Origin of the sequence: Paenibacillus litoralis, assembly GCF_046244365.1 — a bacterium.
Classification (GTDB): domain Bacteria; phylum Bacillota; class Bacilli; order Paenibacillales; family NBRC-103111; genus Paenibacillus_V.
Genome location: NZ_CP176395.1, coordinates 3,395,275 through 3,420,000 on the forward strand (window position 1 = coordinate 3,395,275; position 24,726 = coordinate 3,420,000).

Here is a 24,726-nt window from a genome sequence, read left to right on the forward strand (position 1 = left end):
TTTGGTTAGTATATCACGAAAAAGTGCATTCTTGTTGGGATTTTCGGAAGCATGCTATAGTTCACTTGGGGCTAAGAGCTCTTTAACGAACCTAAAATCCAACCGTATGCATAGGAGGTACAAATGAACGTTGTCATTTTCGGAGCGAATGGATTTACAAGGAGACAGCGCGGCTCATTATGAACCATTTGGAACGTTCCGGCACGTACTCGGGCAAGCGCGTCGGGATTTCCCTGCCTGAAGGCAGCAGAGGGGAAAAGGCCGGCTGGTCAACCGGTCATTGATTCCGCTTTATCGATACTTAGGCGTTTTTCCGGAAATTGATGCTTTTTTAAGGAAACGGAAAGAAGTTGCAAGTTATACAATATCGTTTATTTCCTGCTTGCGCGGTCTCCCTTTAAGATGAGGATATCAGACGGATGAAAAAACGACTTGTCTGCTATGGAGGCCGTACAAGATGGGGAAGCCGGAATTACGGAACGGAAAAACAGGTAATGAATCGATCGGTTATGCCGAGCTGGTCGACAAATGGTCGCAACCGCCGATGGAGCATCGTGGCGTACCGTTCTGGTCATGGAACGCTAAGCTGGAGCAGAGCGAATTGAACGAACAGGTTGAAGGCTTTAAGAAGCAGGGAATGGGCGGTTTTATGATCCACGTGCGGGAAGGGCTGGAGACGCCGTACTTGAGTGATGAATTCATGGAACATGTCAAGGAAACGGTCGCGAAAGCGAAAGCGGAGAGGGTCTCGGTGTGGTTGTACGATGAAGACCGATATTCGTCCGGCGTGGGGGGCGGAAAAGTGCCTCGAATCGGCGGCGACGCGGTACGGGCGAAGGCGTTATCGTTAAGCGTGTGCCGCAGCTTCGAGCCGGAAGAGTCCATACAGGCGGTCTACCTGGCGAACATACTCGGCGACGATCTGCTAAGCTGCGTCAGGATCATGAACCCAAGTGCGGAATGGAAGCTGCTCGAGGAGGACAACGTCTACCTGATCGTGCGCAGGCATATTGCCTCAGCAAACGAATGGTGCCACGGCGATACTTACCCGGATCCTATGAACCCCGAATCGGCCCGAATATTCATTGAAACGACGCATGAACACTACAAGGATGTTATAGGGGAGGAATTCGGACACACCGTCCCCGGAATATTCACGGACGAACCTACAATACGGGGGTTTCAGGAGGGGCTTAACGCACCCGAGATGACCTGGATCTCGTGGTCCGACCGATTGCCCGAAGCTTTCGCCGAGAAAAATGGGTATGAATTATGGGATACGTTCCCGTACCTTTTTTTCCGCGGCCCCTTCTCCCCCAAAATTCGGCACGATTATTGGAAGACGGTGACGGAGCTGTTTTGCGATTCCTTCACCAAGCAGATCGGCGACTGGTGCCGGGCGAATGGTCTTGCATTTGCCGGGCACTTCTGCGCGGAGGGGGATCTTGTCGGAGCGACGCAACATGGCGGCGCCGTTATGCCTCATTACCGCTATCTCGATGTGCCTGGAATCGATACGCTATGCGAGCAAACGGACGAAAGCCTGACGATCAAGCAAGTGTCCAGTGTCGCCAATCAATACGGAAAGAAGAAGGTTATCTCGGAAACGTACGGCGTGACGGGGTGGGGCCTCACCTTCGAATCGCGCAAATGGATTGGAGACTGGCAATTTGCGCTGGGCGTCAACCTCCTAACCCATCATTTGTCGCTCTACACGATTCGCGGATGCCGAAAGCGGGATTACCCGCCTTCGTTTAACTCCCATACGAACTGGTGGGGGCATAACCGGGTGATGGAGGACTATTTTGCTCGGCTCGGAGCGGTGCTCAGCGAAGGAAGGGCGAGGCGGGACGTGCTCGTTATCCACCCGGCTACTTCGGTATGGACGAAGTTGGGAGTGGATGTCGAGGCGGCCGAATGGCGGAATCAAGCCGGAAATACGGAGGAGCTCCGGGTATACGACCGGGAATTTAACCGGATGGTTCGGCAGCTTCTTGGCGAGCACTACGATTTCGATCTGGGAGACGAGATGATTATGCAGGAGATCGGACGAATAGAGGGGGAGCGATTGGTGGTTGGCGAGGCGAGCTATCGCGTCGTCGTCCTCCCGGATCTGTGCAATCTGCTCGGCTCGACCGCTCAACTGCTGCTTGCCTACTTGAATGCCGGGGGAAAGGTGCTGTCGTTCGGTCAATCGCCCCTGTTCATGAATGGGGAACCCGATGCCCGGCTGCAATGCCTTACCGGGCATCCCCGCTTCAGATCGTTCCAGACCAGTCATGATCTGTGGACGGAACTAAAGACGATTCTTCGCCGTTCCGTCAGCTTGACCGACCGCAGCGGGCGGGAGGACGGTCGACTTCTTTACATGCGTCGCGAGCTGTCCGACTGCACGGTCGTTTTTGTTGTCAACAATGATCGGGATGCCTCAATCGAAGCGGTAGTACGCATCCAGGGAAGCGGGCGGCTGGAAGAATGGAATTCGCTAACCGGCGATCGGAAGGAGAAGGCCGTGAAATCGAGCGAGGGGGATGTCGTATTTGCGGAAACGTTCGGTCCTGCGGATTCCAAGTTGTATGTACTTTTCCGGTCGTCCAAGGATAAGCCTGCACATCCCATACAGGAAAAAGTGGAAGTGCGGCAGCCGCTCACCGGTATTCGTTCAGTCGGATCGTTCACCCGCACGACTCCGAATGCGCTAGTACTGGATCAATGTCAATACCGGGTTCGGGATGAAGCATGGTCAGGGACGATGAGCGTATGGCAAGCTCAGAGAGAGGTTCGCGAGAAATTGCAGATGAGGCAGGTTTACAGGAACGGCGGCCTCCAAAGGTATTTCTGGATACATGACGATCATGATCATAATGGTACCGAGACGGCGTTTCGTTTCGTCTTCCATGTCAAAGACATTCCCGCTACGGACTCGTTCATCGTCTTCGAGCAGGCCGAGCGCTTCAATTTTCGGTTGAACGGTCGGACGCTGCCGGAGAGACCGTCAGGCTGGTACCTTGATCGCAGCATGACTACCGTTAAGCTTCCTTCACTGCTCCCGGGAGAGAACGTGCTGGAAGTCAGTTGTGCTTATACCCATGATATGGAGATCGAGGACGCATTCCTTATCGGCGATTTTGCCGTAGATAACGGCCGCCGCATCGTCCGGGAACCCGAGCAGCTGCGGTTCGGCGATTGGTGCTTGCAGGGCTATCCGCACTATTGCGGAAGCATGATCTATCATGTTGACTTTGCGGCGGATCCGTCGGAAGGCATGAGGATTGTGATGGAGCTAGGGTCGTACGAAGCGGTCACTGTGCGCCTAATGGTGAACGGACGGCATGAGAAGTCCATCCCGTGGCGAGCGGCGGGAACCGTCGAGCTTACCGATTGGCTGGTGGACGGAAACAACCGGATCGATATCGAGGTTGTCGGCAGTCCTCGCAATCTGTTCGGCCCCCTGCATGAAGCAAGGTCCGACTCCGCTTGGACGGATTGGTGGTCGTTCCGCCCTACGGGACACGATTATACGCCCGAATACGTCCTTCATCCCTACGGCTTGATGGAACAATTTCAAATCTTTCGGGTCCATGAAAAGTCCGTTTAAACGACGGGCTTTTTTGCTGCATCAAAAGATGTCGGGAAGCGCGTTCACTCGCGCGGGATGTCTGAAGCAGCAGCGACTGGTCTCAATTGCAATTCCCAATAACCATGCCTAAAGGGGCTATTTCCCGTGTCCGAACGGATTCGGGGATAGCCCTTCCTCTTCATCCTCTGAACGAAATATGGGCTCTTTTTCGAAAATTGGTATTTTTCTATTCCCTCCCCCCCTCCGTTTGCGGTCATATGGTTTACACTCTTCCATTCGCTTGTTAAGATTGAATTGCCCAAAAATCAGAGGTCATTCCATATAAAGGGTGAGGGGCTCACATGAAACATCTTCAACCGGTCCTGTTCTTCAGACGCAGATCCAATTCCCTGTTCATTCGGCTCATTGCGGGATTTCTGGTCATCATTCTGCTGCTCGCCTCGCTTACGATTTATTCCATCTCCGTGTCGAAACGGAACGTCAGGCAGGAGATCGTCAAGTACAATACGCTGATGCTGGAAAACACGATGAACGGCTACGAGAAGCATTTGGATCTCGTGAAAAAGCAGATGTATCTGTTTTTTTTCGGCGAAGAAGTTCAACGGATGCAGAATAACCCCAATTACACGAACTTTCCGTCAATCATACGCGAAATCTCGACGCTCGTCGCCAATCCGTATTTGTTTATCGACAATATCGTGCTGTATTCGAAGCGTAACGATCTCGTGCTGGAGAAAGGGACAAGCACGAATGCCGAGTCCATGTTCAACGTGTTTTATAATAGCGCCGAATACCCGCTGGACTTCTGGAAGCAGCAGTTCTCCGAAACGTATACGTTGAAGGTGTTGCCGTCCTCCTTGATCAGCACGACCCTGTTTCGCGATCGCCCGCAGCAGCTCGGCGACTTCATTCCCATAATTGTCAAGAACGAAGGCAATCGTGATTTCTATATGGTCGTCTTTCTCGATGCGGTGAAAATGTATAAAGCTTTCCATCAAAGCGTATACGACGATTTCGTTCTATTCGACGACATGGGGCAGGCGCTGTTCCAAAGCGGAAATCAAGAGCCGTCTGCCGTCAAAGACGATCTGCACAAATACGGCGGGAACGTGTTCGTGCGGGATGAAAGATATCATTTTATCAAGACGGGCCAAACGACGAGGTATCAGTACATGTACCGGGTTCCCGTCGAACGGATCGCTTATCAAACCAGGTTGAACATTACGCTGGTGATCATTATGGTCGTCGCCATTACGCTCAGCATCATGATTGCGATTCTGTTCACCGTACGGATCAACAACCCGCTGAAGAAAGTGATCGAGTCGATCCGCTTCATGAATGAGGGCGTGCCTTATCGGTCGAGCATCAGCGAATTCAATATTATCAGCGACGAGATCCATGGCAATCGGATGCTGCGCAAGCAGTTCAGCTTCATCAACCGTCTGAAAGCGATAAGGAGTCAGGAGGTCGACACCGCGAGCCTTGATTTTGCCGATAAGCCGTTCGTCTTCGTGCTCTATCACATTCAGAAGAACACGTTCGATGCAGACATGCAAGCGTCCTTCCAGAAATGGCTGTATTATTTGAAAACCTATATAGACAGCAAGCTGAAGCCGGCATTCCCGGATTCGCTGACGTTCCAGATCGAGCGGGATCAAATCTTGAGCCTCGTATTCACCGAGCGTACGAGCGACTTGGCCGAACAGCTCGGACAGATGAAAGCGGTATTCGACCATGACAAGGAATACGGCGTCATGACGATCGCGATGACGCCGATCCATTCGTCGTCGGATCAGTTGACCGCCGCCTATGAGGAGGCGCAGCTGTTGATCGGTGAGCGCCGCTTGATCAGCGAAGCGCAGATTATACGCGAGCGCTCCGAGATACCGGCAGCCATCGTATTCTCGGCGGATCAAGATAAAGAATTCGAGGTCAATCTGAGGGAAGGGAACGCGCCGCAGCTGATTGCGCTCCTGGGACGGCTGTTTGCCAAGTGGAACGGCAAAGATTTGACGGCGGCAGTGCAGCTCCGGTTTGCGGAGTCGGTGATCGGCAAAATCAGGAACGCCGCGAGTCCCTCGCATCTCGATCCGGAACGGCTCGAGTCGATTCTGGACCGGGCGGGGGAACGGATCGAGCGATGCTGTACGACCCAAGAGCTGGAACGGCTTTTGCTAGAGTGGGTGACGCAGGTCGCGGAGGCCGTGAAGGAGAAAAAAGAAGAGAGGCTCCCGATTACGTCTTTCGTCATCGATTATATAAACGAGCATTTATCGGAAGAAATCTATATGGATGTGCTGGCCGAGAAGCTGAAAATTAGCAGCGGCTATTTGTCTTCTTACTTCAAAGCGAAAATCGGCAAAAATCTCGTTGATTATATCAATGAAACCCGTATCGCGAAAGCAACGAGCCTGCTGTCCGACAACCGGATCAAGATTCACGATGCCGCGAAGGCGGTCGGGTATCAAAACATAACGTCATTCAACCGGATGTTCAAGAAATATACGGGCGTGACGCCAACCGAATACCGGAAACGAATCGATACCTCACTATGAAAAAGTTCCGTAATGGAACTTTTTTCAATATCTCAGCATGTTTACTCTTGAAGTGCCCCATTGCTGGCAGCTTGATGGATATGGAAGCCGTATGTCGTTAATTCCGGCATGGGCCCTTTTGCGAAAACTGAACTTTTTTTCATCAAACCTGAAAGGAGTTGCAAGTTGTTCGGTTCCGTTTATTTCATGTTAGCCCCTATCCCGCTTATGATAGCGTTATCCGGATGAGAGACCATCTTGAAAGCGAATTCATGCGCATGACTTGACCAAGAATATCGGCAATGGAAAACGAAAAAGGGACGGTGTGATCAGCTTGAACAGAAACATAAACAAAAAAAATGGCGCAGTCGTATTGATTCTGCTATCCGCGATTGTCGCAGGCTGCTCCGGCAAAGGAAGCGGCACGGAAACCCAAGCGAGCGGTTCGCCAGTACCAAGCGCTAGTGCAACAGGGGGGGCGTCGACCCCGAGCAAAGCGCGCGAAGCGGCTACCTTGCGTTTATTGACCGATCAATCTCCCGCCTGGCCCGTCAAGAAAGATTGGGCCGTATGGAAATGGGTCAAGGAGAAGACGAATATTACGATCAACCAGGAGATGCAGACGGGACCCGAATCGCTGGCTCTCGCTATCGCCTCGGGAGAGATGCCGGATCTGTTTTCCGTTTTCCCTCCCGACGCTCAAAAGTACGGACCGCAGGGCGCGTTTCTGGATCTGTCCAAACATTTGGACAAGATGCCCAACTTGAAAGCTTTCCTCGCGACCAGGCCGGATGTCGCCCAAAGAATGACGTCGCCCGGCGGGGAAATGTACCATGTGCTCAACGATGGGGCGGGCGCGGGAAATCAGGTCGTATGGTTTTATCGGGACGACATCTTTAAGAAGCATAATCTTCAAGAGCCCAAAACGTGGGATGAAGTGTACGACACGGCGAAAAAGCTGAAGGAGCTATACCCGGACAGCTATCCGTTCCTGTTCCGGCACGGGATCAATACGCTCAAATATTTCGGTCCGCAATTCGGGATCTATCCGTCCTTCTACGAGGACAAGGAAACGGGCAAGATCAAATTCGGGGTGGCCGATCCCGGCTTTAAGAAGATGGTGGAGTATTTGAACAAATTCCACAAGGAAGGCCTGATTCCGCCGGATTGGCTCTCGATGGATTACAAGGCTTGGACGCAATTTGTGACGACGAACAAATCGTTTATGACGATTCAATTTATCGGTCAAATCGAAATCATGAACACACAGCTTCAGAACGGCGGACATCTGAAGTTCATGGCGCCTCCCCTTGGAAGCGGAAGCAAGGCCTATATTCCGAAAGCGGACCTTGAGGAATACGGCTTTGCGGTATCCTCCAAGACCAAAAATTTGGACGCTGCGCTGCGCTATCTCGATTTCATCTATTCCAAAGAAGGGAAGGACATTCTCAGCTGGGGGAAAGAAGGGGAAACGTATACGGTCGAGAACGGCAAACGGAAGTTTTTGGCGAAGTTTAAAGAACCGAACGACCTGCGCAAAGAGCTGGGGATCATGACGACAGGCGCGTACGGGCTGGCCGATTTTACCGCCTCCTTGTCGCTCAGCAATGAGAACGAACAGTTTTCGTTCGCGGAAGCTTCGAAATATCAATTTCCGACGATCAATGCGTTGCCTCCGCTGACCGGAGACGAGAAGAACGCCATCTCGGCAACCGAGGACCAAGTCAAAAAATATTATGAAACATCCGTAACCAAGTTTATTATGGGCGAAACTCCGATGACGCAATGGGACGCATTCCTCGGCGAGCTGAACAAATTGGGCGTGCAAAAGCTGACCGATGCCTACCAGGTCGGACTGGATCGACTGAAGAAAAATACCAAATAGAAGCGAAATGACTACAGGGCTGAATCGATGCCGGATTCGTATTCAGTCCTGTCGATTTCTTTCCGAAAGGGGCGCCGACTTGAAACCTTCCATCCTCAGACAGCTGAAGCGCGACCGGACCTTCGTCCTGCTGTTCGCGCCGGTGTTATTGTACTACATCCTGTTTAAATACGTACCCATGTTCGGCATCTTCATCTCGTTCATGGACTACAACGTGTTCAAGGGGATTGCGGGAAGCCCGTGGGTCGGTCTGAAATATTACAAGCAATTTTTCGATAACCGCGACGCCCTCGTAATCATCAAGAATACGGTCCTTCTCGGAGGCTACAAGCTGCTGTTCGGGTTTCCGGCCCCGATCGTCTTGGCGCTTCTGCTGAATGAGCTCAGGAGCAAATGGTATAAACGATTTGTTCAGACGGTCAGCTATCTTCCCTATTTTTTGTCCACTGTGGTCGTCTCCAGCATGATGGTGATGTTCCTGTCGCCAAGCACGGGCTTGATTAATCGGGCTGTCGGGTGGCTCGGTATTCCGCCCATTGCGTTCCTGCAGGAAGCGGAATGGTTTCGCACGATTTATGTCAGCTCGGAAATATGGCAGCAAGTCGGCTGGGGCTCGATCTTGTACCTCGCGGCCATCACGACGATCGATCCGCAGTTGTATGAGGCGGCGAAAATGGACGGCGCCGGCAGATGGAAGCAAACCTGGTTTGTCACGCTGCCCGGGATTGCCCCGACTATCGTCATTCTGTTCATTTTGCAGATCGGCCACGTACTGGAAATCGGCTTCGAAAAAGTATTTCTTCTTTCCAATGCAGCCACATACGACACGTCGGACATTATTTCGACTTATGTATATCGCATCGGTATTTTGCAGGGGGGATTCAGCTACGCGACGGCCATCGATTTATTCATGGGACTCATCGGCTTTATGCTCGTGTATGCCAGCAATCAGATCAGCCGCAGATTAGGGGAAACCAGCTTATGGTGAGGAAAATGAATAGGCGAACTCGTCTTTTTGATATCGCGAACGTGCTTCTGATGGGAATCTTCGTTTGCTCCATGCTGTTTCCTTTCATCCATATGGCAGCCGTATCCGCAAGCTCCTCGGAGCCCGTCCTTCGCAATGAAATCGTCCTTTGGCCCAAAGGGGTTAACTTCGATGCCTACAAAGCCGTGCTGCAAGACAATCGCATCCTGACCGGCTATAAGAATACGCTCGTTTATGTCGCGCTCGGCACGACGCTTTCGCTGATTTTCACCACGATGGGGGCGTATGCGCTGTCCCGCAAAAATCTCGTCTTCGGCAAAACGTTCATGCTGCTCGTCGTCTTTACGATGCTGTTCACGGGCGGTATGATTCCGACATACCTGACCGTCCGCAGCTACGGCTTGCTTGACACGAGGTGGGCTATGGTGCTGCCCGGACTTGTATCCTCTTGGTATTTGATCATCATGCGCACGTTTTTTCAAGGAATTCCGCGGGAGCTGGAGGAATCCGGCAAAATGGACGGTCTGTCCGATCTCGGGATTCTGCTGCGCATCGTTCTCCCGCTATCGAAGCCCGTGATGCTGACGATCTCGCTCTTCTATGCGGTTGCGATTTGGAGCAATTTCTACTCGGCGCTTATCTACATTCGGGACGCGAACTTGCTCCCGCTTCAGGTGACGATTCGCAATATCGTTATGATCGGTCAGGTCGGCGATATGACGGTCAGCTCGGCCGTAGGAGGAAAGGCGGTCGTGCTGGAGTCGCTGAAATATGCGGTCATTCTCGTCGGCACGCTTCCGATTTTGCTGATCTACCCGTTTATTCAGAAGCATTTTGTGCAAGGGAGCATGATCGGATCGGTTAAAGGTTAAGGAGAGGTTGGGAATCACGCATGATTCAGGATTTTTGGAAAGGCGGACTGTCGGATATCGAGGCGTGCCTGTCCGGCGTCGCGACGGGGAAAGTACGCGAACTTGCCGTGTCGGCCGGCGGGAGGCCCATCCCGATCGTCGAATACGGCGAGAAGGAAGATTTCGGACGGAGGGCGAACTACGGTTCGGCTTGCGGCGCGGGAAATCCGGAGCATTATGCGCGCAAAGGAAAGGACGCCAAGCCGGTCCTGCTGCTTACCGGAGGCGTTCATGGCGGTGAACTGGAGGGAATCGTCGCAATGACGAATCTGATTCGACTGCTCGAAACGGGGACGGATTACCGGGGGGAACGGCATGACTATCTATATGAGAATGCACGCCGTTTCCGGCTTCTCCTCATTCCTTGCCTGAATCCGGACGGGCGGGCCCGGCTTCCTGTCGATTCGCTGATCGACGTGCCCTACGAGAAGTTTGTCTATTACATGCAGGGAACGTGGAAGGACGGATCGCTGTGTTCATGGCCCGATTGCAAGGCGGTACATCCGATCAAGGACGCTTCGGACTATCTCGGCACCTATTTTAACGATGACGGCGTAAATTTCATGCATGACAATTTTTTCTCGCCGATGGCCCGGGAGACGAGCGCACTGCTCGACCTCGCCGACCGCGAAGCGGTCGATTTCTCCATTTTGCTGCACGGCGGGGCCAACAACCCTAATCATTTCTACGAAATTTACTACATTCCGCTGTTTATCATGCAGAAGCAGCAGGCGTTCAACCGCCGGATGGGCCGAGCGTATGAAGAGCGGGGGCTGCCCTTTGCGGAGAGGAATCAAATTGCCGCCGATCAAGGCAAGTACCCGTATCCTTCCATTAATTTGACGACGGCGATTCACCATGCATGCGGGGGAATGAGCATGACGTTCGAGTCCAATATGGGGCTGGACGCTCCCGGGACGAAGCTGACGTCCGACGAAATTCTCGACAGCCACTTCGTGCTGTTCGAAGAATGCTTCCGATTCTTTCTGGAGGGGGGCGAAGCATGATTGTCTCCCCTTCCCCCTTCGGTGTTCGGGTCCGGTATTGCGGTCGTCAACGCGAACCGTATATCCGGCTGTCCCACAGCAGGTGGAATATGCGCTTACGCCACTAGGTGTAACGCTATTTGAACCGCTGAACGTAGTTGCACAATGGACGCACGAGCATGCGAACGTCAAAAAGCCCCCATCATGCGGACATGATGAGGGCTTTTTGACGCTTATTTTGACATTAGGCTATCGGCATAGGAAGGGTTCGTTGTTAAGGGGGTTAAATCGTTTATTTAGGCAAACGGTCTTCCCTGTAAGGATCGCTAATAATTTTCGCGTGATTGGTAAAAAATAGGGGAATCATCCGAATGGGAGAGCCGTGCAATGAGCTATATGAGAAAATATGTCGGGTCCTTCCGAGTGGGTCGATGCCCTATTCAAACCGCTTGGAAGCTTGCTGGAGAAGTAACGGAAGATAGAGGTTGTGCGTTGATAGCCCCTTTCGAAATCAGTTCCGGAACCAACTATCCCCCTAAACAGCGTTTGACTAAAAATAATAGAACCGGATAAGGAAAATTGTTGAAACTCCAGTTACAGGAGATAGTAAAATAACTTACCGGAGGTGATTGGTTTGCATTCAAAACCTAACACGGGGACCTATTCGATTGGGGAAGCGGCCAAAATGATTGGATCCACGATCAAAACCGTCCGTTACTACGATGAAATCGGATTAGTGAAGCCCGCCAGCTATACAGAAGGGGGGCATCGATTATACACAACGGAAGATTTATGGCGTCTGGAGCTGGTTACAACCTTGCGCTATCTGGATTTTGGGATTGATGAAATAAGTCAGGTAATCTCCGGAGAAATACCGGTTGATAAAGCGCTCGACTGGCAGATCGAATCGTTGGAGACACAGGTTACTACGCTTACGAATATGATATCGATATTGCGTCAAGCGAAGAAGCACCAAGGGGATTCATTACGTTATATCTATGATTTGGTCAACGCACGGACAACCAACAGCGAGAAACGGAATCAGTTCATCACCGAGAAAATGGAAGCTTCCAAATTTTTAGATGGGGTTCCTGAAGAATGGAGAGCCTCGCTTTTATATTTTTTTAACAAATACATTATCAATCAAGTAAAAGTATCCGCCAAGCAAACTGTCGCTTGGAATGAGCTGCAGGAGCTCATTAACGATCCTCAGTTTATATCGGACATGAGGAACGACGAGTTCCTGTTTTTTACTATGGTTCAGCAGCCCCAATTTGATGCGGCCACTTGGGTTAAGAAGCTTGAAGACATTCACAATCGATTGAATAAGGCATTAATTAAGAAATTATCGGCAGATCACCGGTTTGTGCAAGCCATTGTCGAGGATACCGCCATGTTGTATGCGAGCCCGGAGCAATCGGCCAATAAAGAAGCTTTCTTTCGCTACTTTGCCGATTGTTCACAGACCAATAGAACAGAACGTATCGAACGATTCAATACGCTATGTTCCATTTTAAGCCCGAAATTCCGTCAGTTTTCGAAAGGAAACCTCTTATTGCTTCAGGGTATACAGTGGAAGCTTGACCATATGTAAACCGATCATACGAACACCCGAGGGCCAACTGCCCCCGGGTTATTCATCTGCAATCGTAAAATCGTCAGCCTTTCTGCAACGTAAACTCCGGATGGTCACCGATATTCTGTTCCAATCGTTTAAACGGCTGCTGCTTTAAATAGTGGTCGAAGAAATCAAGTGAATATTCATTGATAAGCCGGTGGGCCTTTTTCACATTGACCCCTTCCATTCGTTCATATAGAGGGGAGATCAAATACGTATCGGAGAAGCCCATATGCTTCATATTCTTAATTTTCATCCAGTAATTACCGCCTGCTGTCACAGACTCGTTCCGTGCTAGAGTGTCATCAAAAAACTTGGTTAACTCCTCTCTTGTCGTCCCCTGGGAAGCAATATTCGCATCGCTCATATTCTTCGTACCGGCTAGCGTGTCATCGGCACTCATCATCAGAAACGGCTTCTTCAGTCCGTCTGCCGGAACCCGTAGTTTGCCATAAAGTCCGCCGTCCATATTGATTGCAGCTTTAATTCTGGAATCTGTCATCAACATTTGGGTCGTTGTCGCTCCGCCGAAGGAATGACCGAACATGCCGATGTTTTCCAGGTCCATTCGGCCTTTAAACCGGTGATCCGGATCATTCTCGGCCAACTTCTCCACTTGATCCAGAACAAACTTGGCGTCTTCCACCCATCCTTCATTTAATTGATCTAAATAGTCGATCGTGTTACTTGCTTGCGGTACAAAATGGACGACACGGCCGTCAGGAAAAATGGAAGTCGTGCTGTTGTACGTGTGATCAATGCCTACCACGATATAGCCATGACTTACTAATTGTTCGATTTCAAAGGTGTTCTGATTCTTCACTCCGTTTAATGAATGCGAGAAAATGAGCACCGGATAGGCAGGTTCCCGATTGGAAATCTCCGCGTTCTCTATGGCATGCGTTTGGACAAAACCAATACTGGTAAACAGCAGCTTCGGCATATGTAGAGCCATACTGTAGCCATTAGCGAAAATATCCGGGTTGGAAACATAAGGGGCCGGATCGCCTTTGGCAGTTGAATCGGCCGGATACCAAATCTGGACCATTAATTCGCGCTTGTCGTCGGACTCGGGCGTATAGGTTTCTTCCCGCCCGTTATCCTTCCAATCATACGTCACGGTTCCTATTTTGTATGGCCCTGCGGGCGTTTCAAATGAGAAAACCGGCAATACGAGCGGAAGAGCCACGGCTGCGAAAGAATACAGAACCGCCAGTATGGAAAGAAGAACAAGCCGCGCTGGGGATGATGAACCTTTTTTCGTTTCTTTCTTCGAATTGGGAATAAACCTGACAGCTAAAATAACCAACGGGATTAACATGATCAAATCGTTCGGAATCATTAGCCAACGCATGCCTTCAATCAGCCCGTGCATAAGCACGAATAGGGCAGAAACACCGAAACCAAATATCAGTCTCCGCTGCGGCTTGTGCTTGGCAAATAGTAACCAACCGAGCAATAGGATATTAAAGATGACCGACAACATTTCTAACGACCTCATAAGAATAGAACCTCCTCATTTACAGCGCTTGCTGCTTGCTGATTCAGACTATACAACCTCCTGTAAGAGGACATTCAAGTTATATTTCACGGCAAACTAGAAGGCTTGTACAGGTGTATATTCTAACGTGACAAGAATGTAACCTTCCCCTACTGGATTGTCATCGGAATCGAACGACGGTGCCTGATCTAACCCATACAATAAGCATGTACGAATGGCCTGTTCGATCCGGTCGGGTTACCCCGTATCCGATCTGCATGCAGCTGCAGGTAGTCTGAGTTTATAAATAATAGAGAACAAGGAGAGGATTTAATTGAACAAGAATAAGAAACGAACCCGCCGCACGCACGGCATCCTGACCGCTCTGCTGACGCTGAGTCTCGCCGGGGAGGCAAGCGTATACGCGCAGCAACAGCCGGAACCGATTCCGACTAACGCCGTTAAACAGTCGGCCGCTTTCGGCAGCACGGCCCTTGCGCTTCCCTCTAAAGATTTTACGAGCGGGCCGCGCGATGCCAAGGAAGTCGAGGCGTTTCTTGACGCTTTTTTTGCCCAAGATGCCATCAAGCAAAAAGCCGGCGCCGTTGCGGTATCCGTGGTTCAAGACGGGAACGTGCTAGTCTCCAAAGGTTATGGCGTAACCGACCAAACGTCGAAGTCGCCGGTAGACGCAAGCGGGTCCGCCTTCCGGATCGCCTCCATCTCCAAAGTGTTCACGGCGGCTGCCGTTATGCAGCTCGTCGATCAAGGGAAAATTGCGCTTCAGGACAATATTGAAAAGTATCTGGACGGCTACAAAGTAACCAATCCTTTCGATGCACCGGTCACGATCGAGAACCTGCTCACGCATACGACCGGTTTTGAAGTGCGTGAACCTTCCGATGCCAACTATTTGACCGATGATTCCCAGAAGCCGGTCTCGCTAAAAGAAAGCATTTTCGATGTATTCCCGCCGGTCGTCCGCAAGCCGGGAACGTCATACATGTACGATAATTTCGCGTCGAGGCTGCTGGGACTCATCGTCCAGCAAGCAAGCGGAGAGCCATTCGGGAGCTATATACAAAAGCATCTGTTCGAACCGCTCGGCATGTCTTCAAGCAGCTTTACCTTGACAAAGGATTTGGCCGGACGGCTGGTGACTTCTTACAATCCGTCGAATGACGCCATCCCGATGTACCATTTATCGCCGCGAGAGTGGCCGGAGGGGAGTATGATATCGACAGCCTCCGATATGGCGCTGTTTATGAAAGCTTTCCTGAACGAAGGCAGGACGGCTGACGGCACGGTGATCCTTTCGCCGCAATCGGTGAAGGCGATGTCGACCTACCGCATCGTCATCCATCCGGATTTGCCGGATATGACGTACGGCTTTGAATCGCCTATGGATCCGTCCCATACGAACGGTGAAGACGTCATCTCCAAAGGCGGAGACATTCTTGGCTTCAGTTCGCTCCTATGGCTGCTGCCCGACCGCAAAACGGGTGTCTTCGTTTCTTATAATGCCAATCAGGATTTGCGAAACGACCTGTTTACCGCATTTATGGATCATTATTATGCCGGTCGTCAAGCGACGTTTGGACAGGAGGGCTTTAAGCCGCAGCCCAAGGAAGTTCTCGCCAAGTTCGAAGGCTTATATTCGGATTTGCGGATCAAGCTGCTGACAAAGGTCGAAGCGACAGGCGACGGCACCCTTTTGGTGAGCGATGTATCCAGTCGTCATCAACTGAAACAGGTTGACGATCTGCTGTTCGTGGATGAACAGGGCAAGCCGCTTGCATTCAAGAAGGATGAAGACGGTCGCATCAGCTATCTGAAGTACTTTAATTTATTCAGCTATGCGGCCAAAATACCGGACGTTCAGCAAAGCTTCCCGGATGTAACGGCCGGTCATCCGTATGCCGGCTACATTTTCGGTCTGAAATCTCTCGGCTTCTTGTCGGACGATGCGACAAAGCCGTTTCAACCTCAAGAAGCCGTCACCCGCGGAGCCTTCATCCATGCTTTCAACAAGATATGGAGCATTCCCGCATCCGCAAATCCATCCACCTTTCAAGATATTGAACATTCTCCGTACCGGGGAGACATTCAAGCCGCTGTCGAGGCCGGCATGCTGAATGGGACGGGCAACGACTCGTTCGAACCGGACCGTCCGATTCTTCGCGAAGAAGCAGCCGCCATCGTGTTCCGCTTGCTGGCCGGAACGGGGATCAGAATGCCGGATTCTACTGCTGCTCTCGCACCCGGGACGTCGGAATGGGCTGTCGAAGCCGTCAGTTCCGCAGTGAAATGGAAGCTGCACGGGCCGGAGGAGACCGAATCGAACGGTATGATCGACTACGGCTCGCAACGGGCGCTGAACAAGCAAGAGCTAGCGGCTCTGCTGTTCAGAATGCTGCTTCCGGAATAAGGGCATTCATTTTGTGTAAATACGGTTTAGCACGGGCGGCGATTATTTGCCGCCCCTTTTTGTATGGAAGCCCGGAATGATATGATGGAGAAATCGATAGATGGATTGCGCGATGATCCGCATTGGCGCAACAATCGAGGGAAGGGATTTAGCCATTATGGATATGAACATTTTTATCATCGAAGACGACGCCGCTATTTTTCGTTCCTTGAAGGAGAGATTGGAGCAATGGTCGTTTCGCGTCACGGGACCGGAGCGGTATGACGATGTGATGAGTGCTTTCATTCACGTACAGCCCCAACTGGTCATTATCGATATCCAGCTCCCGATGTACGACGGTTTTCACTGGTGCCGGGAGATTCGGGCGGTGTCGAAAGTGCCGATTCTGTTTCTGTCTTCGCGCGATCATCCTCTGGATATGGTAATGGCGATGAATATGGGGGCGGACGACTATATTCAAAAGCCGTTCCATATGGACGTGCTGCTGGCCCAAATTCAGGCGATTCTTCGCCGGGCGTATGCTTACGGGGAGGAAGCGGCCGATCTAATCGAATGGAACGGTTCCATTATCGATATGAAGCGCGGTCTGATCCGTAAAGATGGACAGGACGTGATTTTAACCAAGAACGAGTTCTTTATACTTGTTGTGCTCGTCAAGGCGAAGGATACCGTTATCTCTCGCCACGATCTCATCCGCAGGCTGTGGGATGACGAACGTTTCGTCAACGACAATACGCTGACGGCGAATATAACCCGGCTGCGCCAAAAGCTTACGGTTTTCCAACTGGAAGAAGCCATTGTAACGAAGAAAGGGCTTGGCTATATGGCGGCCACGTTATAAGGAGGAATTGACTTGTTGCTCCGCTTTTTGGCTGACAGGAAAAGCTGGATTGTTTTCTACCTGCTTTCCCTGTTATTTGTGGATTTGCTGATCTGGATCGACAATGGCATTGCCATCCAAGCCGTTTCGATGCTGTATTTAAACACGCTGCTCATTCTGTCCATGGCCGCCTTTCTTGGGTGGCGCTTTCGCAAAGAAATGAAATATTCGCGCCTGCTTGCGGATCTGGCTGAAGAGATAGAGGAAGATTGGATGGAAACTTTGCCACCTGTCCATTTTCACCACGAAGAAACAACCAATCGGCTCATGCGGGCAGCGGGTCGCTGGTATCGGCGTAAACTTTCGGATAGCCGTGCCGCCCGTACGGTGGAGGAGGACTATATTGCCGCCTGGGTGCACGAAGTGAAAGCGCCGCTGACCGCAATGAAATTGACGATAGATACCCATAGGAGCAATCCGGCGCTGCGCAAAATGGAAACGGACTGGCTGCGGATTCATCTGCTCATCGACCAGCAGTTGTACATTTCACGAATGCCGTCGCTGGAGGCGGATTTCGTGTTGGAAGAGGCCGGGATTCAGCAGCTTGCCGCCTTGGAAGTGCGCGAGCTGGCTTCCTGGTGCGTGGACAAAAATATAGCCGTCGAGTTTGAAGGGGAAGAGGCTTTCGTTAGAACGGACCGCAAATGGTGCCGTTTCATCATCCGGCAGCTGCTCACGAATGCGGTGAAATATAGTCCGGAGGGCGGGATGATCCTTCTGTCGACGACAGTCGCGCCTGAAGGTCATGTCCGAATAACGATTAAAGATGAAGGGCCGGGCATTGCCGCGCACGACTTGCCGCGTATTTTCGATAAAGGATTTACCGGGGGAAACGGAAGATTGCAAAATGCGGCGACCGGGCTGGGGCTTTATTTGGCACGGACTGTTGCGCTCAAAATCGGGATTGGCTTGACGGTAAAGTCGGTGCTGCACGCTGGAACGGAGATGGAGATGACCTTTACGGTACGTAATGCGTTCGAAGCTGTCCGGGCATGACGGTCATGCAGGGGCAATGTGTTCATATCCATTCAAAATGACAAAATTGTCACGTAGAACCTCCTGCTTGTCATCCGATGCGAGCGACGGGCAAGACCTTTTTCTCTAAAATGAACGGTAGATCAGAGCGGGAGGCTATGGAGATGAATCCAAACAATAATCAAAAAACCGTGCTGCACGCGCAGCAAGTCCGTAAATCATTTGGTGTCAGGGGCAATGTTCAGCAGGTGCTGAAGGGCATCGACCTACGCGTAACGGAAGGGGAATTTGTCGGCATTATGGGGCCGTCCGGGTCGGGGAAGTCTACGCTCATCAATGTCCTGGCGACAATCGATAAAGCGACGGAAGGACAAATAGTAGTCGAAGATGCGGACATTTCGAGTATGAACAACGCGGAACTGTCCATTTTCCGGCGCGACAAGCTCGGTTTTATTTTTCAGGATTACAATTTACTGGACACGTTGACCGTAAAAGAGAACATTCTGCTGCCCGTTTCGCTCGGCAAGATGAAGAAGCAAGCGGCGGAGGCCGAATTTCAGACAATTGCTTCAGATCTCGGCATTTTGGAGATTGCCCATAAATATCCGCATGAAATTTCCGGCGGTCAGCGGCAACGTACGTCCGCGGCACGCGCATTAATCCACCAGCCCTCAATCGTATTTGCGGATGAGCCGACTGGCGCGCTGGATTCGAAGGCAGCATCCGCGCTGCTCGGCATGATGGAGGAGCTTAACCGGCAGCGCTGCATTACCATTATGATGGTGACTCACGATCCGGTAGCCTCGAGCTATTGCAGCCGCGTCGTGTTTTTGAAGGACGGTATGCTGTATTCCGAATTATATCGCGGCAGCAAGACGCGGCAAGCTTTCTTCAAAGAGATCATGAATGTGCAGGCCGTGCTCGGGGGTGACCACGTTGTCACTGTTTGAGCTGGTTATCCGCAGTATGCGGAAAAATATGAAACATTACTATCTGTATTTTTTCGCGCTTATTTTGAGTGCAACCCTTTACTTCGTATTTGCTACCTTGCAGAACGATTCTTCCATCATGGCGGCGACATTCGGAGATGTACAATTCGCTTCGTTGTTTAAAGCGTCAGGGATTTTGCTGCTTGCGATTGCGGTCATATTCATGATTTATGCAAACAGCATATTTCTCAAACGGCGCAGCAGGGAAATCGGTCTCTATCAGCTGGTAGGCCTGTCGCGCAGAGAAGTGGGGCTTCTGCTCATTGCCGAGAATGTGCTCCTTGGGATGGGGGCGCTTCTAATCGGGATTGGCGCCGGTGCGCTCGTGTCGCGGCTTTTTTTGCTCATCTTGATGAAATTGATCGGTATCGAAAGCGTCATCACCCTCTCGTTCTCCAGCTCGGCTGCCATTCAAACCGCCATTGTGTTTGCCGTACTCATCGGCCTAACCTTGATCCAAATGCTGGTCAAAGTTTACAGCACCACGCTTCTCGAGCTGTTCAAGGCGGATCGGCAGGGCGATCATCCGAAACAGCCCAAAGCGGCATTGTCCGCTATGATGGGGCTGCTCGGCATTGCGCTGATCGCAACCGGCTATTTGCTTTCCGGCAAAACGCCCGGGCAGGACCTGTTCGCGCATATGCTGGCCATACTCGCCTCGACCATACTCGGAACCTATCTGCTGTTTCGCGTAACGATCGGCTGGTTGCTCTACCAGGTTCGAAGGAGCAAGAACGGACAGCTCGGATTGAAAAACAGTTTGTCGCTGGCCCCGATCATGCATCGGATGAAAGCGAATGCGAACTCTCTCACGCTGATTACGATTCTGTCCGCGATGACGCTGACCATGGTGGCAATCGCTTATTCGCTTTACTATTCGGCCGAGAGTGAGTCCCGGGCTATGCTGCCCTACGATTTCATCTTTGAAAATAATGAGCGTGATGCAAAGTCATTTCGTACCGAGCTGGAGAAGGCGGGCATTTCGTTTGATCATCAACCGGTCGAGGCCGTTCGGTTGACGGGTATTTTCGGCAAAGAGAAGGAAGAGGAACGCAACGTCTTGCTGCTCGCAGCAGAACAACTGCAAGCAAGCGGTGCCGATATAGTCGTGCCGGGGCAAGGAGAGGCGGTCTGGTACAAAGGCCAGAAGAAAGCATTGAGCAAGGAGCCGGACACGGCTGCTTTTCCGCAAACGGTTGATTTAAAAGCAAGCGGGGTTCCCGTCAACATCAAAGTGACCAAAGGCATGGATCGCTATACGATGAACTACAGCGTGAAAGGCCGTCAACTGGTCGTGCCGGAGGCGACAATGCATGCGATTCGCGAGCAGATGCCCGCTTCTTCCGAACAGGAAGCCGTTCGCATAGATACCTATCGGATTGCGTTCAAGAACGAGCGCGCTGCGGCATCCGGCTTCAATGCGAAATATGTCAAGGCGGAGGAGGCCAGACCGGATTTCTACGCGTACTATAAAGAGTCGCTTCAAAAATTCGGCCTGATCATTTTTATAGCGGGGTTTCTCGGTCTTATCTTCCTGATCGCGACAGGCAGCATTCTGTATTTCAAGCAGATGACGGAAGCGGAGCAGGAGAGGAAAAGCTATACGATTCTGAGGCAGCTCGGATTCGGGGAGCGGGAGATAATGGGCGGCATTATCCGTAAACAGCTGTTTGTGTTCGCGATTCCGCTTGCGATCGGGCTTGTGCATTCCATCTTCGCCGTAAAAGCAGCCTCTGCGCTGACGTTGTCGGACATCACCGTTCCGGCAGCCATCGCCATGGCGATATACACGCTCATCTACTTCGTGTTCGCTGTTCTTACCGTCGGTTATTATCGCCGTATTGTGAGGTTGGCGCTGTAGTGGTTGGGCAGGCTTTCGGGCTGTTTAGCCGAGGTCATGCTTGTTCAGAGTATGGCATGAAGTGTTCTACGCTTACTCAGTAACTCCAGTGATCGATGGTTACGATTTGCCGGATAGTGCCAAGCCTGGGATAGAAACCGTTTTTGTGATCAACAATAAACAAACGGAATCATTTTGGAAATATACGGTATACTATTCCTGTTTCGTCGAATGCCGAGAGGCTATTTGTGCATGACAGGAGGGTTTACGACATGGTACCTATAATCCTGCTTATCAGTTTGATTGTTATCGTCATTTTGCCACCGCTCATTTTTCTCGGGTATATGTTTGCCTTATCCAAAAAACCAAAGCATTCCATCATCCGTTCACACCCGTTCCTCGGTTGGCTGCGCTATTTGCTTGAAAAACTGGGACCTGAGTTTCGTCAATACTGGTTTGACAATGACACAGAAGGGAAACCGTTCTCGCGGGCGGATTTTGTCGGTATCGTGTATGCGGCGAAATACCGGACGGATCTCATCTCCTTCGGCGGCAAACGCGATTATGAGAAGCCCGGTTTTTATTTGTCCAATGCTATGTTTCCGAAATTGACGAGCGAGCTTAGGGTGGATAACGAAGGGATGATCCCCGGAAAGAAATATGTGATTACCGACGAGGGGCTCTTTACACGGAAGGAAAAATTCATAGAAGAACAAGTAAAGCCGTGGCTGCTGCATAACGACGATGTCATTGCTGTAGGTGAAAACCGCAAACATCCGTGGCGGCTCAAAGGCATGTTCGGAGCATCAGCCACTTCTTACGGAGCAGTTGGGGAGCATTATATTCAGTCCACAGGGAGCGGCGCATTTATGGCCGGCGGATCTTGGATCAATACAGGCGAAGGCGGAGTTGCAGATGTGCACCTTGCCACCGGTGTCGATATCGTCTCGCAGATTGGGCCCGGAATGTTCGGCTTCCGCGATGACACGGGCCGATTCTCCATAGAAGAATACAAGCGCAAAGCCAACGTCCCGAATATCAAAGCCTTCGAGCTAAAATTTCATCAGGGCGCTAAAATTCGCGGCGGTCACCTCGAAGGCAGCAAGGTCACTGAAAACGTCGCTAAAGCTCGCTTAGTGCCTGTTGGAAAAACGGTGAATTCGCCGAATCGGTTCGAATTTCTAACCAATCCGGAGGAAGCCCTCCGTTTCATAAGTACCTTGCAAGAAGAAGGCGGTAAGCCGGTGGGCGTCAAAATCGTCGTTGGCGATCCGAAGCGGCTCGAACCATTTTTTCAGGCAATGCTTGAGTTGGACATCTATCCGGATTTCATTACCGTTGACGGCTCCGAGGGCGGCTCTGGAGCGACCTTCAAGGCGATGGCGGACGGCATGGGATTGCCGCTCTTTGCCGCATTGCTCATCCTCGACGATACGGCAAGAAAATTCGGCGTACGTAACCGTTTTCGAATTTTCGCTTCCGGTAAACTCATTACACCTGACAAAGTCGCGATCGCACTGGCACTGGGTGCGGACTGCGTCAACTCCGCACGAGGCTTTATGATGGCCAATGGCTGCATTATGGCAATGCAGTGTCATACCGGCAAATGCCCGACCGGCATTACAACTACGGATTCCAAATATCAAGAGGCGTTGGCTCCCGAAGAGAAGCAATGGCGCGTAATGAACTATATCCTTCAGTTAAGGGAAGGTTTGTTTTCGCTGGCCGCCGCCTGCGGCTTACAAAGTCCCCGTGAATTCACGAGAGAACATGTCGTCTTTACGAATGAAAGCGGACAAAGCGTCCGAATCGTGGATTTGTTTCCTTATCCGGAGTCTGTTTAGCTAAGATGCTGCTTGTGTTTGTCTTCACGAGATTGAATTATTGTTTTTCTCCAAAGATGTTCGCAAGCCATCCAACGGGCAGTTTAAATGAAACTATATAAGTTGAACTAAAGATAAGGGAGACAGAATGAAATGGAGAAAGGGAATTGCCTTGCAGCGAGTTTTGGCTTTGCGTTTCAACTATCCGAAGGCCCATGCAATGAAAGAAACGCAAAACAAGATGTTTGAAGCGGCAAGGCAATCCCTTTCGGAATGCAATGGACTCCCCATTCATTGGTTCAACTCATATAGTTCCAATAAAAATAGCCTAAGCCCTTCGAAAGTAATTTTTGAGGGCGTAGGCTATTTTTAGTTAGCACTCCTAGACGAAAGCTTCCTTGCAAAGTCGCCTGACGGCATTCCCTGATTAGGAATCCCGATTGAACGGAGGCTGTCCGGTCGCTTTGCATGCGTATCACAAGCAGATCAAGGAGGGATGAACAGGGTGCAACCGTTTAGGAAATTGCTTTACGTTGGACCGCCGAACTGACGATCCGGTTGCGGCCGTTCTTTTTGGCCTGATACAAGGCTTCGTCTACCAAGGCGAACAACCAAGTGATGTACCCTTTCGGATTGCTTTGTAGTCCTTCATCGAACGTATCGACGGAAAGCAGTCCCATGCTCACCGAAATGGACAAACGGTAGGCTCCGTTTTCAACGGCGGCTTGATTCGTCTCGATAGAATCTTTGATTCGGTCAGCCAGTATGGCCGCCTTCTTCGGATCGGTATCCGGCAAATAGATCATGAACTCCTCCCCGCCGAATCGCGCAATGATATCGGATTGCCGAATGGCACCCCGTATGGTGTCCACCGTCCAGCATATCACTTCATCCCCTACCAGATGGCCATATTGGTCATTGATGCGTTTGAAATAATCGATATCCAGCAGCAATACGGCGAACGGGCGATGACCGTTTACATGCAGCATGATGTCGCTTTCCAGATGCCGGGTCAAATAATGGCGGTTGTAGCAGCCGGTCAGGCTGTCGGTGATGGCCAAGCGCTCAAGGTCATTTACCAGCCGTCTTATTTCGGTTACATCCTGCAGCGTTACGATACGTCCTACCCTGACCTCATTTATGATAATCGGAGCGGCTTGCAGGCTGATATGGCGTTTATCATCAGCGGTAATCATTTCAATACGGGCGGTACGCATCGGTTCCTCTAGGTAGGTCAGCAAAAAATCATTTCTTTGCGACGCAACGCATGAATGCTTTAGTAAGGTCTCCACCTCAAACCGGTCGCCTAGCTGCAGGTTTAGATAGGGCCGAAGCGAACGGTTGATTTCCAAGATGCTTTCGTACTCGTCCAATACCAGAATACCGTCGGCAATCGTATCGATTACATCTTGATGCGCAATCGTAACGATATCAAGCATTTTGTACCGATGAATCGAGATGACGAAGAAGACGGCGGATGAAAAGATGCCGAACGACGTCAAGCCGGGAATGACAGGAAAAGCAGGGAAGTATACAACATTGATAATGATATCGAGTATGGCCAAAACCGTTACGATCACAATGCCTATGAGCACCAGCTTTACTTGCCGCTTCATGCGCGGAGCTTGGGCGGAGACGAGCGTTTTGGACAAGATGATCAGAGGGACGAAGAGATAACAGAGCAGAACCGGGATCACCAGCCAAAATAAAGTTCCATAATGCCGTTGTATGTACCCGCCGTCAAACGGTTGAACGAATGTGCCATTGTAATTGATCAATACGCCTGCAGCCGTCAGCAAAGCCGGTATA

Annotated in this window: 17 protein-coding genes (1 of these 17 only partly in view); 15 read left to right on the top strand and 2 right to left on the bottom strand. The window is 51.1% G+C overall.

Translation table 11 applies throughout. The features are described 5' to 3' along the window. The first annotated feature begins 457 nt into the window (after positions 1-457). From ACKGJP_RS13605 to ACKGJP_RS13640, 8 genes are all read left to right on the top strand, one after another. Positions 458-3,598: a glycosyl hydrolase gene (locus ACKGJP_RS13605; protein ID WP_409346171.1), complete on the top strand. Its 3,141-nt coding sequence runs from the start codon at positions 458-460 to the stop codon at positions 3,596-3,598. A 323-nt stretch (positions 3,599-3,921) separates the two neighbouring features. Continuing rightward, on the top strand, positions 3,922-6,135 hold the full coding sequence (locus tag ACKGJP_RS13610; protein ID WP_409346172.1) for a helix-turn-helix domain-containing protein: 2,214 nt from the start codon (positions 3,922-3,924) through the stop codon (positions 6,133-6,135). A gap of 313 nt (positions 6,136-6,448) precedes the next feature. Continuing rightward, positions 6,449-7,999: an extracellular solute-binding protein gene (locus ACKGJP_RS13615; RefSeq protein WP_409346173.1), complete on the top strand. Its 1,551-nt coding sequence runs from the start codon at positions 6,449-6,451 to the stop codon at positions 7,997-7,999. A 79-nt stretch (positions 8,000-8,078) separates the two neighbouring features. After that, positions 8,079-8,987, top strand: coding sequence for an ABC transporter permease (locus ACKGJP_RS13620; protein ID WP_409346174.1), 909 nt, complete (start codon positions 8,079-8,081; stop codon positions 8,985-8,987). Continuing rightward, on the top strand, positions 8,981-9,859 hold the full coding sequence (locus ACKGJP_RS13625; protein WP_409346175.1) for a carbohydrate ABC transporter permease: 879 nt from the start codon (positions 8,981-8,983) through the stop codon (positions 9,857-9,859). The genes ACKGJP_RS13620 and ACKGJP_RS13625 overlap by 7 nt, the downstream gene beginning before the upstream one ends. A 20-nt stretch (positions 9,860-9,879) precedes the next feature. Beyond that, a complete protein-coding gene (locus ACKGJP_RS13630; RefSeq protein ID WP_409346176.1) occupies positions 9,880-10,905 on the top strand; it encodes a M14 family zinc carboxypeptidase in 1,026 nt (341 codons plus the stop codon). Positions 10,906-10,942: 37 nt separating this feature from the next. Further along, the gene (locus ACKGJP_RS13635; protein WP_409346177.1) at positions 10,943-11,242 is read left to right on the top strand and encodes a winged helix-turn-helix transcriptional regulator; all 300 of its coding nucleotides are present in this window, start codon (positions 10,943-10,945) and stop codon (positions 11,240-11,242) included. Positions 11,243-11,518: 276 nt separating this feature from the next. Then, complete coding sequence (locus tag ACKGJP_RS13640) at positions 11,519-12,478, top strand: MerR family transcriptional regulator (RefSeq protein ID WP_409346178.1); 960 nt, start codon at positions 11,519-11,521, stop codon at positions 12,476-12,478. Positions 12,479-12,542: 64 nt separating this feature from the next. Here the strand turns inward: ACKGJP_RS13640 and ACKGJP_RS13645 are convergent, their stop codons facing one another. Further along, positions 12,543-14,003 carry an alpha/beta hydrolase family protein gene (locus ACKGJP_RS13645; protein ID WP_409346179.1) on the bottom strand — a complete coding sequence of 487 codons (1,461 nt, stop codon included), beginning with the start codon at positions 14,001-14,003 and terminating at the stop codon, positions 12,543-12,545. 313 nt (positions 14,004-14,316) lie between these two features. Here ACKGJP_RS13645 and ACKGJP_RS13650 point away from each other — a divergent pair, with 313 nt between their 5' ends. The 7 genes from ACKGJP_RS13650 to ACKGJP_RS13680 all read left to right on the top strand — a co-directional run bounded on the left by ACKGJP_RS13650 (position 14,317) and on the right by ACKGJP_RS13680 (position 23,290). Then, the gene (locus ACKGJP_RS13650) at positions 14,317-16,410 is read left to right on the top strand and encodes a serine hydrolase (RefSeq protein WP_409346180.1); all 2,094 of its coding nucleotides are present in this window, start codon (positions 14,317-14,319) and stop codon (positions 16,408-16,410) included. 157 nt (positions 16,411-16,567) lie between these two features. After that, the gene (locus tag ACKGJP_RS13655; RefSeq protein WP_409347156.1) at positions 16,568-17,251 is read left to right on the top strand and encodes a response regulator transcription factor; all 684 of its coding nucleotides are present in this window, start codon (positions 16,568-16,570) and stop codon (positions 17,249-17,251) included. A 12-nt stretch (positions 17,252-17,263) separates the two neighbouring features. After that, entirely contained in the window at positions 17,264-18,286 is a 1,023-nt protein-coding gene (locus ACKGJP_RS13660) for a sensor histidine kinase (RefSeq protein ID WP_409346181.1), read from the top strand. Positions 18,287-18,429: 143 nt separating this feature from the next. Beyond that, entirely contained in the window at positions 18,430-19,215 is a 786-nt protein-coding gene (locus ACKGJP_RS13665; RefSeq protein WP_409346182.1) for an ABC transporter ATP-binding protein, read from the top strand. After that, the gene (locus ACKGJP_RS13670) at positions 19,202-21,115 is read left to right on the top strand and encodes an FtsX-like permease family protein (RefSeq protein ID WP_409346183.1); all 1,914 of its coding nucleotides are present in this window, start codon (positions 19,202-19,204) and stop codon (positions 21,113-21,115) included. The genes ACKGJP_RS13665 and ACKGJP_RS13670 overlap by 14 nt, the downstream gene beginning before the upstream one ends. Positions 21,116-21,366: 251 nt before the next feature. After that, positions 21,367-22,938, top strand: a complete 1,572-nt coding sequence (locus ACKGJP_RS13675) for a glutamate synthase-related protein (RefSeq protein ID WP_409346184.1) — start codon at positions 21,367-21,369, stop codon at positions 22,936-22,938. 127 nt (positions 22,939-23,065) lie between these two features. Continuing rightward, positions 23,066-23,290, top strand: a complete 225-nt coding sequence (locus ACKGJP_RS13680; RefSeq protein ID WP_409346185.1) for a hypothetical protein — start codon at positions 23,066-23,068, stop codon at positions 23,288-23,290. A 142-nt stretch (positions 23,291-23,432) separates the two neighbouring features. On the opposite strand, the gene ACKGJP_RS13685 is transcribed toward ACKGJP_RS13680, so the two are convergent. Continuing rightward, positions 23,433-24,726: the 3' portion of a diguanylate cyclase gene (locus ACKGJP_RS13685; protein ID WP_409346186.1), read on the bottom strand. Its footprint extends 305 nt past the window's final position; 1,294 of the gene's 1,599 nt are visible here — the last part of the coding sequence; its start codon lies off the right edge, out of view — the gene reads right to left on this strand; its stop codon occupies positions 23,433-23,435.

Coding starts and splice junctions, on each gene's coding strand:
- ACKGJP_RS13605 (WP_409346171.1), top strand. CDS start 458: ATGGGGAAGCCGGAATTACGGAACGGAAAAACAGGTAATGAATCGATC.
- ACKGJP_RS13610 (WP_409346172.1), top strand. CDS start 3,922: ATGAAACATCTTCAACCGGTCCTGTTCTTCAGACGCAGATCCAATTCC.
- ACKGJP_RS13625 (WP_409346175.1), top strand. CDS start 8,981: ATGGTGAGGAAAATGAATAGGCGAACTCGTCTTTTTGATATCGCGAAC.
- ACKGJP_RS13630 (WP_409346176.1), top strand. CDS start 9,880: ATGATTCAGGATTTTTGGAAAGGCGGACTGTCGGATATCGAGGCGTGC.
- ACKGJP_RS13645 (WP_409346179.1), bottom strand. CDS start 14,003: ATGAGGTCGTTAGAAATGTTGTCGGTCATCTTTAATATCCTATTGCTC.
- ACKGJP_RS13655 (WP_409347156.1), top strand. CDS start 16,568: ATGGATATGAACATTTTTATCATCGAAGACGACGCCGCTATTTTTCGT.
- ACKGJP_RS13665 (WP_409346182.1), top strand. CDS start 18,430: ATGAATCCAAACAATAATCAAAAAACCGTGCTGCACGCGCAGCAAGTC.
- ACKGJP_RS13675 (WP_409346184.1), top strand. CDS start 21,367: ATGGTACCTATAATCCTGCTTATCAGTTTGATTGTTATCGTCATTTTG.
- ACKGJP_RS13680 (WP_409346185.1), top strand. CDS start 23,066: ATGAAATGGAGAAAGGGAATTGCCTTGCAGCGAGTTTTGGCTTTGCGT.